The organism is Paenibacillus sp. 01T442, assembly GCF_056398345.1.
Genome location: NZ_JBFTPF010000037.1, coordinates 36001 through 48902, shown reverse-complemented (window position 1 = coordinate 48902; position 12902 = coordinate 36001). Strand labels below are relative to the sequence as shown.

Genomic DNA, 12902 nt, shown 5'->3' with positions numbered 1-12902 from the left:
TGAACCGTGTAAAAGGGGATCGTATCATGAGTGAGAATCAATTATCATCGATGGAGAAGAGACGTATGTTTTTGATGCTCTTTTTGATTCTGCTTTTATTTCTAGGTATATTCGGCAAGCTGTTCTGGATCCAAATCGCCGCAACGGAAAGCTATTCATCACGAGGAATCAATTTGGTGAAAAATTCCGTGATTCAAAGGCAGCGTGCACTTGTCTTAGAGAGTGGAAGAGGCGAGATACTGGATCGTAATCTGCAGCCATTAACTGGCCAAATTGTGAAAGCATTAGTTGCATTCCCGATCAATAACGAATTTGCGATGAATGGGCAGGAAGTGAGTCAACTAGCACGTATTTTGAAGACGAATAAAGAGAGTTGGTTATCTTTTGCTCATAATTTGAAAGAGCCGCAAGTATGGGGGACGCAAGATGGGGGGAAGGCACTCTCGTTGAGTTCCCAGCAAGTGAAGGAGATAGATGGATTAGGCTTAGCGAATATTAAGGTAGTTGAAATGGAAGATCGCTATCCTACTGGCATGACAGCGCGTCAGTTAGTTGGCTTTATCGGTCAAAATCCAGATCGTGTGATGCAAATCTACGGCTCGGATTTGGAAAAAGGGCGAGTTGCTCTGACTTCGAAGATTGGGGGAGCAGGCCTTGAGAAGTCATTTGACGCATGGCTTCGCGGTGTGGGTGAAACCTCAATTTCCTATTTCACGGATGCGGGAAAGAGGCCTCTAGCGGGATTGGACGCACGGATGATTGCGCCGGCTAACTCTTTCTACCCTGTGAAGCTAATTACGACCTTAGACAGCCGTGTGCAGCAGCAAATCGAAGCTCTAATGGATAAGCTGAATATTCGCGAGGGAGCGGCAGTTGTTCAAGAAGCAGCTCATGGCGATGTCATCGCCATGGCGAGCAGGCCGAACTATAACCCTTTACAGGTAGATCTAGCCAGTAATAATTGGAGCAATTATGCAATCAAGGCGACGGCGCCTGGTTCGATTTTCAAAACAATTGTAGCCGCGGCAGCGTTGGATGAGAAAGTTGTGTCGCCTACGGAAACGTTTGATTGTGAAGGCGCGCTCGGGAAGTACGGCTTTACTTGCTGGCGGAAAGATGGTCATGGCCCTTTAACTTTAGAAGAGGGATATGCGCAATCGTGTAATATCGTATTCGCGAATGTCATGAGGCGTCTGACAGCCGCTCAACTAGAGAAATATGCCAATAAGCTAGGTGTTCTAAATGAAGTAGGCTGGACAGGGAAAACAGATACGAGAGATGCTTTTGAACAATTTGATTCCGAAGAGAGAGGGCAATTATTTGCTGCACATACCCCAGAGAATGATGAGGGGGTTCTCATGCAAACGGCGATTGGTCAAAGGGATGTCAGAATGACGCCACTACAGGCTTCGAATATGGTTGTGACCTTGTTGAATGATGGGAAGGGCTTTACCCCTAGAGTTGTACAAGAAATTCAATATCAAATGGGGCGTGAGATGGAGGCGTTTCCTGTTAAAAGCCTATCTTCTGATGCTGGCAAAATTTCAGCTGCAACAAGTCGTACCTTGCTGAGTTGGATGAGAGAGGTTGTCACAGAAGGAACAGGTCAAGGCCTGCAAGGTGCGAAATGGAAGCTGGCAGGTAAGTCAGGGACAGCGCAAATTCAAAATGGTAACCATGAGAAAGTGAATCAATGGTTCATTGGATATGGGCCTGTAGAAACGCCTCGTTATGCCGTATCCGTTGTGATCAAAAATACGGACCCAACTGAAAGTAATAAGGCGATTCCTTTATTTAAGGGGATCATGGACATTTTGGCGAGCCAAGGGTTGTCAAACAGCAAATAACAGGTATGATGGATGTTAAGCCTATTTGGCTACCCATGCTGATGACACATACTAAACTCAGGAGACCTAACCTTATGGCGACCCAACTGCCTTCAACCTTACGCTTGCTAGATCGTTCAAATGATACCGAATCCCAACCAATTTTATATGCTTTCGCTTTAGAAGAGCTCTTATGCCGTGCAATTGGGCAAGGAACACCTCCCATCTTACATATTTGGCGGCACCCGCGTGCGTTCGTCATGGGATTAAGAGATAGCAGATTGCCAAACGCTGCGAATGCAGATGAATGGCTGCGAAGCCAAGGGTATGATACCGCTGTACGTAATTCTGGCGGAGCAGCTGTACCCTTAGATAAGGGAGTCGTTAATATTTCTTTGCTGCTCCCGAAGGAAGCGGGAGATATGGAACATCGTAAAGATTTCGATGGGATGGTCGGATTGATTCGAGAAGTGATGGCTTCCATTACGGATCGAATTGACCAAGGGGAAATTATCGGTTCATTTTGCCCAGGGGAATTCGATCTGAGCATTGGAGGGCGTAAATTTTGTGGTATTGCACAACGCAGACAGCAACTGGCCATTTCAGTACAAGCTTTTCTAATCGTTGAAGGCCGCGGCGAGGAAAAGGCTGCATTAGCTCGTGGATTTTATGAGAGGGCTGCCGTAGCAGCAACCAAACACGATTATCCGATTGTAGTGCAGGAAAGCATGTCGAGCTTAGCGGAGTGTTTGCACTTGCCGTTAACAGTGGAGTTGTTTGTTGAGCAATTACGACAAGTAATGAACAAGCGAGGCATTCAGCTTGCTCAAGCTGAGGAAATCGCCGGGTATCCCGACGATTCTCAGATTCAAGAAATGATTACACTGATGAAGGATCGCTATGCCATTTCATCCTAAAAAATAATGAAGCGTAGCTGGCAGTTCAATTTGCCAAAAACCCCATATATGTTTGCCAGGTTTCTCTGTATAGTGAAGCGTGGCATTTTTGTCTTGTAAAAACGTGTGAGTCAGTCTATTTTCCCGGACGAAATCGAAAGTGCCGCGCTCTGTTGTAACGTCGGTTTCATCTGTGCCGATCAACATATAAATCTCAAGCCAAGATAAGTCATCTTCTTGTTTGATTCTTTCACGCGTTATGTCGAAAAATGCGCCTGACAAGGATATAACTCGGCAAAAAAGGCTAGGATAATCTAAAGCGAGATGCAAGGAAACTGTTCCACCAAGTGAATCTCCTGCAAGAATGCGTTCTGATCGCTCCGTACGGACGGGATAACGACTTTCTACATAAGGGAGAAGCTCCTCTGCGAAGAATTGACAGTAGGCATCATGACGCTCTCCTTCAGGTGCGTACTCGGATGTTCGGTTAGCATTATTCACATCGACTCCGACTACGATGGCAGGCTCCAGATTCTCATCCAGGATTAATCGAGTAAGGGTTGTAGCAATTCTGCCGAAATTAAAGAACTGTTCACCATCTTGGCAGTAAATAACGGGATAAGAGAGCAGTTCGTTATAACCAGGGGGGAGATAGATCCGCAGGGGACGATTTTCTCCGAGCAGGCTCGAGGTTACTTCATCTTTTACAATAGTACGCTTATACAAACGGGAGTCATCAAGCATCGTGGATCTCCTTCTCAATTGGGGTAGGTGTATTATAGCAGTTGTTGTTTCCTTATTAACTGTATTATATATTTTGTTAAACTGTACTATTCACTAACAGTAAAAAAGGTGAGATACCCCGCCACTACTGGTGTACAATTCACCAAAACAGGATTATAATAATACTATAACAGAAGTTCAGATAGTAGGCACCAAAATCATATAAGAGGTGAAATGGTATGAGTAAGCCACTTGTCAGCCAAGCAAATTATGAAGTGACCACAGAAAAGGTTGAGCCATTGCAGGTTCTTGCTCCAGATGGCACAGTCGTAAATCCCGACAAAATGCCGAAGCTTAGCGATGAACAATTAAGAGAATTAATGAGAAGAATGGTATTCACACGCGTATGGGATGAAAGAGCAGTCAATCTAGGTCGTCAAGGCCGTCTTGGTTTCTATGCACCGGTTTCTGGTCAAGAAGCATCCATGATTGGTAGTGAATTTGCCCTAAATAAAGATGATTTCATTTGCCCAGGTTACCGCGATATGCCGCAATTGGTATGGCACGGTCTTCCGCTTTATCAAGCATTCTTGTATTCCCGCGGTCATCAACATGGCGGACAAATTCCGCAAGATGTTCACGTACTAATGCCGCAAATTATTATCGGCGCACAAATTCTTCACGCAACAGGCGTAGCGATGGCTTTCAAAAAGCGCAACCAACCGCGTGTAGCAATCACGTACACAGGTGACGGCGGAAGCTCCGAAGGCGATTTCTACGAAGGTATGAACTTTGCAGGCGCATTTAAGTTGCCTGTCATTTACTTTGTACAAAACAATGGTTACGCGATTACAACACCATATTCGAAACAAACAGGAGCACTTTCTGTTGCACATAAATCCGTTGCTGCGGGTATCAAAGGCGTGCAAGTAGACGGCATGGACGTTCTAGCTGTTGTTCAAGCAGTTACTGAAGCTGCTGAAAGAGGACGCAGAGGCGAAGGCGCTACGTTGATCGAAGCGTTGACGTACCGTTACCGTCCGCATTCCTTGGCGGATGATACTACGAAATACCGTACCAAAGATGAAGAGTCCGATTGGGAGCCAAGAGATCCACTTACGCGCATGCGTTTGTTCTTGACGAAGAAAGGTCTTTGGAACGAAGAAATTGAAGCTCAAGTGAAGGAAGAAGCGAAAGCTACTGTTGCTGAGCACATCAAAAAAGCAGAAGAAACAGAGAAAATGACAGTCGCTGGTTTGATCGACTCCATGTTCGAAGTTACACCTTCACATTTGGAAGAACAAAAAGAATTGTATAAATAGAGTACACGTTCGAAACAAGTTTTAACTTTAGGAGGCACAGAGTAGTCATGGCACAAATGACAATGATTCAAGCGATAAAAGACGCGATGCGCGTAGAATTAGAAAGAGATCCTAATGTTATTTTGTTCGGTGAAGACGTTGGTAACGTTGGTGGCGTATTCCGTGCGACAGAAGGTTTACAAAAAGAATTCGGCGAAGAGCGTGTATTCGATACGCCTCTTGCTGAGTCCGCAATCGGCGGACTTGCGGTTGGTTTAGGCGTACAGGGCTTCCGCCCAATCGCTGAAATCCAATTCGTAGGTTTCATCTACGAAGCACTTGACCAAATTTGCGTGCAAGCAGCGCGTATGCGTTACCGTTCCGGCGGTCGTTACAACTCCCCAATCGTATTCCGTACGCCATTTGGAGGCGGTGTGAAAGCGGCTGAGCTTCATACAGATGCACTTGAAGGTCTACTTGTTCAAACACCAGGGATTAAAGTCGTTGTTCCTTCCAATCCTTACGATGCAAAAGGGCTACTAATTGCAGCTATTCGCGATAATGACCCTGTTTTCTTCATGGAGCATTTGAACTTATACCGTGCGTTCCGCGGCGAAGTACCAGAAGGCGAATATACAGTCGAGCTTGGTAAAGCGAATGTTGTCAAAGAAGGTTCTGACGTAACAATCATTACTTACGGCGCTATGGTTCACACATCCATGAAAGCCGCTGAAGAAATCGAAAAAACAGAAGGTGTGAAAGTCGAAGTTATCGATCTTCGTACACTTCTTCCATTGGATATCGATACAATTGTAACTTCCATTAAGAAAACAAATCGCGCGATTATCGTTCAAGAAGCGCAAAAAACATCTGGCGTAGCTGCAGAGGTTATTGCTCAAATTAATGAAAAAGCGATTCTACATCTGGAAGCGCCAGTTCTACGTATTTCACCACCAGATACGGTGTATCCATTTGCACAGATCGAAGATGCTTGGTTGCCAAGTCCAGCAAGCGTTATTGCTGGAATTAAGAAAGTACTTGAATTCTAATTCACCCAGTCGAAGGTAACAGGAGGTCGTACACGTGGCATTGTTTGAATACAAGTTCCCAGAGCTTGGTGAAGGCATACATGAAGGCGAGATCGTGAAAATGTTAGTTAAAGCGGGTGATACCGTAACTGACGAAACGATTCTTATGGAAGTACAGAATGATAAAGCAGTCGTTGAAGTTCCTTGTCCGGTTGAAGGCAAGATCGTCAGCGTTGCCGTCAAAGATGGACAAGTCTGCACAATCGGTGAGCTTGTGATGACGATTGAAGTAACGGGCGAGATGCCTGCGGCTTCGATGCATCAAGKATCCAGCCACGCGGCACCAGCCGTGGCTGTAGCGACTCCACCTGCTGCGGCTCCGGCGCCAGCAGCAGTAGCAGCGCCTGCGGCAGCAGCTGTAGCAGCACCGGCCGCACCAAGCACTGGCGCGGGCCGTGAAGTGCTTGCGACGCCAAGCGTGCGCAAGCTGGCAAGAGAGAAAGGCATCACACTCGCAGAGGTGACGCCTACAGGGAAGCACGGCCGCGTAACACGCGAGGACGTGCTTGGATTCACAGGAGCTGGCACAGCCGCAGCTCCGGCAGCAACAGAAGCAGCGTCAGCAGTAGCTTCTGAATCAACAACAGCACCTGCTGCTGCACAAGTGGTTGCAGTTGGCGATCGCGTCGAAGAACGGATTCCGTTCAAAGGCATCCGTAAAATCATCGCGAACGCGATGGTTAAATCCGTGTACACGGCTCCGCACGTGACATTGATGGATGAGATCGACGTATCCGCACTTGTCGCTCTTCGTGAGCGTACGAAGCCTCTAGCAGAGAAAAAAGGCGTGAAACTGACGTACCTTCCTTTCATCGTGAAAGCATTGGTAGCAGCTTGCCGTCAATTCCCGGTCATGAACGCGATGATCGACGAAGAGAAGCAAGAAATCGTCTACAAAAAGTACTACAACATCGGGATCGCAACAGATACAGACAACGGCTTGCTCGTTCCTGTTATCCATGATGCTGACCGTAAAAACGTATGGTCCGTCGCAGCAGCGATTAAAGATTTGGCCGTGCGCGGTCGCGAAGGTAAATTGTCTCCGAACGAAATGAAAGGCGGCACCATTTCCATCACGAACATCGGGTCTGTTGGCGGTATGTTCTTCACACCGGTAATCAACTTCCCGGAAGTTGCGATCTTGGGTGCAGGCCGTATCACGGAGAAGCCAGTTGTAAAAAACGGAGAAATCGCTGTTGGACACGTTATGGCGCTTTCTTTGAGCTTCGATCACCGTATCGTAGACGGAGCGACAGCACAAAGCTTCTTGAACTACATCAAACAGCTTCTGGCTRATCCAGAGCTTCTCGTCTTGGAGGTGTAACATCATGGTTGTAGGAGATGCTTCTTTAGATATAGATTTGTTGGTTATCGGTGCGGGTCCTGGCGGTTACGTTGCTGCGATTCGCGCAGCACAGCTTGGACAAAGCGTTCTTATTGTTGATAAAGAGGCTTGGGGCGGCGTCTGTTTGAACCGCGGTTGTATCCCATCCAAAGCTTTGATCTCAGCAGCACATACGTATGAGCACGCTCAGCATGCTGACAGCATCGGGATTTCCGTAGAGAACGTGAAAGTGGACTTTGCGAAGGTACAAGCTTGGAAAAACAGTATTGTTGCTAAACAAACAGGCGGCGTTAGCGGCTTGCTCAAAGGCAACAAGATCCAAACGTTCCAAGGTGAAGCGATGTTCATCAACGAGCACGAAGCACGTGTGTTCAATGATGCTGAAGCACCGCGTTACCGTTTCAAGAACTGTATTATCGCAACAGGCTCTCGTCCGATTGAGTTGAAAGCTTTCCCTTACGGCGGAAGAATCATCTCTTCGACAGAAGCGTTGAACTTGCCTGAAATCCCGAAAAGCATGATCGTTATCGGTGGTGGCTATATCGGGATCGAGCTTGGTCAAACGTATGCGAAATTCGGTACGAAAGTGACTGTATTGGAAGGCTCTGATTACGTGCTTCCTGGCTTCGAGAAAGAATTAACAAAGCTGGTAGCTAAGAACTTAGAGAAAGTTGGCGTAGAGGTTCATACCGAAGCGTTAGCGCAATCCTGTACGAAAACAGACAACGATGTTACGGTTACTTTCACAGTTAAAGGCGAAGAGAAACAAGTCACCGCAGATTACGTTCTTGTAACTGTTGGTCGTCGTCCGAACACAGATGGCGAACTTGGTCTAGATCTTATTAACTTGAAAATGACAGATCGCGGTTTGATCGAAGTCGATAACCAAGGTAGAACGAGCATTCCTCACATTTTCGCAATTGGTGATGTTGTTCCTGGTCTTTCCTTGGCACACAAAGCTTCCTATGAGGCAAAAGTGGCGGCTGAAGCGATTGCTGGTCACGCAAGTATCGTTGATTACAAAGCAATGCCTGCAGTCGTATTCTCCGATCCGGAAATTGCTGGCGTAGGTCTAAGCGAAACCGAAGCGAAAGCGCAAGGAATCAATGTAACCATTGGTAAATTCCCATACGCGGCTAACGGACGTGCGAACTCTTTGAACGCGGCTCAAGGCTTCGTGAAGCTTGTCGGCGACAAAGAAACGGGCCAATTGCTTGGTGGACAAATCGTAGGACCAGAAGCTTCGAACTTGATCGGTGAGCTAGCGCTTGCTGTTGAGATGGGCGCAAACCTGGAAGATATCGCACTTACGATTCATGCACATCCAACATTGACGGAAATGATTATGGATGCCGCTGAAGGTGCGCTTGGACATCCGATTCACCAACTTGGCAAATAATTTATTTCATACGGTTATTTCAGGCCTTTAGATAAAAGTCCCGAGAGTTTGGCTATAAGCCGCTCTACGGGACTCTTTTAATTCAAAGGATGAATTCGGAACATGATGATGATTGACGCTTCGAATCGGCAGCTTATATAATTTGTAGAGCAAGTCATGTAAGCTAATACGTTGGGAGCGTTGAACATGCATACACCGAAACCGATCATCATTGGTCACCGCGGCGCGGCGGGTGAAGCTCCAGAGAACACGCTGGCTTCATTTGTATTGGCGCTTTCGCAAGGCGCACAGGCGATTGAATTGGATGTTCATATCACGAAGGATGGCGAGATCGTCGTTTGTCATGATGGAACATTGGATCGAACAACGAATGGTTCAGGACTTATTTGCGATAAACCATGGGCAGACATTCAGAAGCTAGATGCTGGAGCATGGTTTTCGGAGAAGTTCAGAGGGGAACGTATCCCCCTTCTAAGCGAAGTATTTGATGTAGTGCCGAAGGGCACGCTCATCAATGTGGAAGTGAAGCATGCCTACGAAGGGCGCATGGAGAAAGCACTTTTGGCGTTCTTCCGAGAGGTAAATCGGTACGAGGACGTCGTTGTTTCTTCTTTTGATCACAAAGTAATTCAGCGTTTAAAACGTACAGAACCCGCGTTGAAGGTGGGCTTGCTGTATGCAGCGAATCTCATCGACCATGCGGGATATGCCAAACTGCTTGAGGTCGAAGTCTACTCCCTGCATCCCCATTATCATTCGATGGATGAAACGGATATTGCATCGGCAACAGCAGCGGGGCTAGCAGTCTACCCCTACACGGTGAATGAACTTTCGGACTATCAACGGTTGACCAACGCTGGTGTCACCGGTATTATCACAGATTTCCCCGGCAGGTTGAAGGCATTTTTGCATACATAGCCAAGAATAAATAGACCGAAGCATACAGATGCTGAGGTCTTATTTTTTTTCCCCGCATACAATGAACTATTGACAGACTCGAACGAGATACCAATAGGGGGAATTTCCATGTTCAAATGGATGTTCGTTACGCTAGTAAGGCTTTTACTTCCGTGCTTGCGTCTGTTTGTGTTGCTTGCTTTTAAGGTGAAAGTGACGGGCATGGCGAAATTCGATCTGACGGGCAAAACAGTGCTCATTCCGAACCACGTATCCTTATTGGATGCGGTGGTACTTGCTTTGATTTTGCCTACAGATGTGGCATTTGTTGTGAATACGAACATTGCAAAGCGATTTGCGTGGGTACTCCACTTCAGGGCTCATATCACGGTGGACACCTCGAATCCCTATGCAGTTCGTACAATGTTAAAAACGATCCAAAGTGGAACACCGCTTGTCATTTTTCCAGAAGGACGGATCACGACGACAGGCGGCATGATGAAAATATACGGGGGCATAGGGTACATTGCATTACGATCACAGGCTCGAATTATACCGATTTCGATTGAAGGTTTGGAGCATTCGAAGTTATCGTATTTACGCGGAAAAATAAAGCAACGCTGGTTCCCGCAGGTGAACATTGCGTTTGGTGAAGCTTTTCAAGTCCCGGCAGGGGATGAGCGCGTCACGAGAAAAGTTCAAAAGGAGCAGGCGACGGAGGCGATCCGCACGAAGTTGTTGTGTCATTTGCTGAATAGTCGGCTCCAGCCCGAGGTTAACTTATTCAACGAGCTGCTCGCGGTGGCTCAAAGGCACGGTCAATCGAGAGTCATTTGCGAAGATGTGATGAGTCATTCTGCTTTGACGTATCGGAAGCTGCAGTTGAGCAGCTATACATTGGCAGTTCGATTGGGGAAGCTTTTGGATGATCAAAAGCGGGTAGCCTTGTTGCTGCCAAATGCCGCGGGGCATGTGGTGACGTTGTTTGCCCTATTCCGATTAGGCGTTACGCCGGCGATATTGAATTACTCTGCTGGTAGGCAAGCGATGCTGGAAGCGTGTGAAACGGCCGAAGTGAGGACTGTGCTGACGTCTCGAGTTTTTATCGAGAAGGCGGGTCTACAGGATTTTATCCAGAGTGCTAGCGGGTTATTCAATGTGATTTATCTTGAAGATGTGAAGAAAGCACTAGCGTTGCAAGATAAGTTAAGTGGTTTGTTGGACTTTGTTCTGAGGAAGAAAGGGCCAGTGGGTGCTGATCTTAATGAAGTTGTGCTTTTCACTTCAGGCAGTGAGAGTATGCCGAAGGGTGTCGTTCTTACGCATCGAAATATTTGCGCGAATATACAGCAGGCAAGGCTTGTTATTGCCTTTAATAGTTCAGATAGCGTGCTTGGCAGCATGCCGATGTTTCATTCGTTTGGTCTGACAGCGGGGACGATGCTTCCGATTCTTTCGGGGGTGAAGTTGGTTTTATATCCGAATCCCTTGCATTATAAAGTCATTCCAGAGCTCGTTTATGATCGGAATATTACAATTTTATTCGGCACCTCAACGTTTCTTGGTGCTTACGCGAGAACGGCGCATCCTTATGATTTTGCCCATTCCTTGCGATATGTTGTGGCTGGTGCCGAAAGGCTGAAAGAGGAAGTACGTCAAATTTGGCAGGATAAATTCGGGATTCGCATTCTGGAGGGCTATGGAACGACGGAGACGACGCCAGTTATTTCACTGAATACACCGATGCATGGGAAGAAAGGTTCAGTAGGTAAATTACTCCCTGGCATTGAGGCTGTCGTGGAAATGGTAGATGGGATTGCGACTGGTGGTCATTTGCTCGTTCGAGGCCCGAATGTGATGAAAGGGTATTTGATTCATGGTCGTGGCTTCGTTCCTGCTTCGGAGTGGTATAGCACTGGGGATATTGTGACGTTGGATGATCAAGGCTATTTGTTCATTCAAGCCCGTTTGCAGTCTTTTGCTAAAATAGGTGGCGAAAAAGTATCGCTTCTCATGGTGGAAGAGCTCGTAGCAAAGAGTTTGGTGGCGCCTGCGGTTTGCGCTGCAGTACATGTGCCTGATCGGAGAAAAGGGGAGCGAATCATTGTTTTTCATACCAGTAAGGTGAGTCCTCTTGAATCACTACGCGAGTTGATGAAGCAGGAGGGGCAGCCTGCGATTTATATGCCATCTGAGTTTCGGTATATCGAGAAGCTGCCGCTTTTGGGGAGTGGGAAGACAGATTATGTGACGATGAAGCAATGGGCACTGACAAGTGATGCTGGAAGTAAACCCACAGCTTAGGCTGTGGGTTTTGAACGTATGACGGAAATACCGGCGGGGATGAGTTCGATTTGAATAGGCGTGGAGCCAGCGAACTCCCCGTCTGCTTGGACAAGCAAGGGCTTTTCTGTCCGAATAGAAATAGATTTTCCTTTATAAAAAGATACTGCAGGATGCTCGGTGTGCTTGCCTTGGTACACGGTGAAAAGAACGGGCAGAAGGCGAATGCGGCTGTTGCTTTGAATAACAACAACATCGGCCATACCGTCAGTTGGACTTGCTGTTGGACAAATTTGAATCGACCCTCCGTAGAATGGAATATTCGCTACGGCTGCCAGCCACATGTTAGGTAGTCTCGTAACACTGCCGTCTACCTCTATCCATGCGGTGGAGGGTTGATAGGTTGCGAACACACGAAGAATAGAGATGAAATAGGATAAGCTACCTAGTCCAAGGCGGTTGAGGAACTTTTTGTAGCTGGCTTCATTCGTAAGTTTGGCGACCATGCCGTCAAAGCCAGCGCCAATGCTATTAACTGCCACTTGGTTGATCTGAATGGCATGGAGAAGGTCAATTTGCACTGTGCTGGGAGCAGTTAAGGCAATTTGAAGGGCCTCTAATGGATGATTAGGTATGCAGTAGGCTTTTGCAAAATCATTGCCAGTTCCTGCCGGGATAACTGCGAGGGAGCAGACTGGGGAGGAACCGTTGCTATTCTGATGCTGCCAAACGCCACCTGCTGCTTCATGAACGGTGCCATCTCCGCCAATGATAATAATCCGCTGAACGTKATGCTCTTGAATCAGTGTTATGGCATGTTGTGTTGCTTCACCTGCTTGGGTTGTTAATTTGACTAGATAAGAGATTTGATTCGTTTGGAGGTAGGATTGGATGACTCCCCAGATGTTAGCTCCTCTGCCATTGCCTGAAAGCGGGTTCACAATAATTCCGATTGATTCCATGTGTATTTGCCCCTTATCTTTTCGTTGAGGTGGTAGTTTTTGGTAAGTGAAACAATTGCTATGCGTAGGTTTTATACGAATTTTCCTTTACATAAGGGGCACTGTTTTGTAAAATAAACCATAGGTAAATTAATTTAATTTTGATGTTAGTTTTTATGTCATGGGAGAAAGTTGTATGATTT

The 12902-nt window shown here is 46.8% G+C and carries 10 protein-coding genes; 8 read left to right on the top strand and 2 right to left on the bottom strand.

What is annotated here, in order from left to right; translation table 11 throughout:
- The first annotated feature begins 26 nt into the window (after positions 1-26).
- Positions 27-1847, top strand: coding sequence for a peptidoglycan D,D-transpeptidase FtsI family protein (locus tag AC1DLM_RS22890; RefSeq protein ID WP_477571283.1), 1821 nt, complete (start codon positions 27-29; stop codon positions 1845-1847).
- 74 nt (positions 1848-1921) lie between these two features.
- Positions 1922-2743: a lipoate--protein ligase family protein gene (locus tag AC1DLM_RS22885; RefSeq protein WP_441989940.1), complete on the top strand. Its 822-nt coding sequence runs from the start codon at positions 1922-1924 to the stop codon at positions 2741-2743.
- Here the strand turns inward: AC1DLM_RS22885 and AC1DLM_RS22880 are convergent.
- Positions 2735-3466 (bottom strand): alpha/beta hydrolase, encoded by a 732-nt coding sequence (locus tag AC1DLM_RS22880; RefSeq protein ID WP_441989939.1) that lies wholly within the window; start codon positions 3464-3466, stop codon positions 2735-2737. The genes AC1DLM_RS22885 and AC1DLM_RS22880 overlap by 9 nt on opposite strands.
- Positions 3467-3684: 218 nt before the next feature.
- Between AC1DLM_RS22880 and pdhA the strand changes: the two genes are divergently transcribed.
- From pdhA to AC1DLM_RS22850, 6 genes are all read left to right on the top strand, one after another.
- On the top strand, positions 3685-4767 hold the full coding sequence (pdhA, locus tag AC1DLM_RS22875) for a pyruvate dehydrogenase (acetyl-transferring) E1 component subunit alpha (RefSeq protein WP_441989938.1): 1083 nt from the start codon (positions 3685-3687) through the stop codon (positions 4765-4767).
- Positions 4768-4814: 47 nt separating this feature from the next.
- A complete protein-coding gene (locus tag AC1DLM_RS22870; protein WP_057311951.1) occupies positions 4815-5795 on the top strand; it encodes an alpha-ketoacid dehydrogenase subunit beta in 981 nt (326 codons plus the stop codon).
- Positions 5796-5829: 34 nt separating this feature from the next.
- Positions 5830-7158, top strand: coding sequence for a dihydrolipoamide acetyltransferase family protein (locus AC1DLM_RS22865; RefSeq protein ID WP_477571282.1), 1329 nt, complete (start codon positions 5830-5832; stop codon positions 7156-7158).
- A 4-nt stretch (positions 7159-7162) separates the two neighbouring features.
- Positions 7163-8578 (top strand): dihydrolipoyl dehydrogenase, encoded by a 1416-nt coding sequence (gene lpdA / locus AC1DLM_RS22860; protein ID WP_441989936.1) that lies wholly within the window; start codon positions 7163-7165, stop codon positions 8576-8578.
- Between the two features lie 186 nt (positions 8579-8764).
- Positions 8765-9496, top strand: coding sequence for a glycerophosphodiester phosphodiesterase (locus tag AC1DLM_RS22855; RefSeq protein WP_477571281.1), 732 nt, complete (start codon positions 8765-8767; stop codon positions 9494-9496).
- Positions 9497-9604: 108 nt separating this feature from the next.
- Positions 9605-11779 (top strand): AMP-binding protein, encoded by a 2175-nt coding sequence (locus tag AC1DLM_RS22850; protein WP_477571280.1) that lies wholly within the window; start codon positions 9605-9607, stop codon positions 11777-11779.
- Here the strand turns inward: AC1DLM_RS22850 and AC1DLM_RS22845 are convergent.
- On the bottom strand, positions 11776-12720 hold the full coding sequence (locus AC1DLM_RS22845; RefSeq protein WP_477571279.1) for a diacylglycerol/lipid kinase family protein: 945 nt from the start codon (positions 12718-12720) through the stop codon (positions 11776-11778). The genes AC1DLM_RS22850 and AC1DLM_RS22845 overlap by 4 nt on opposite strands.
- Between the last annotated feature and the right edge of the window lie 182 nt (positions 12721-12902).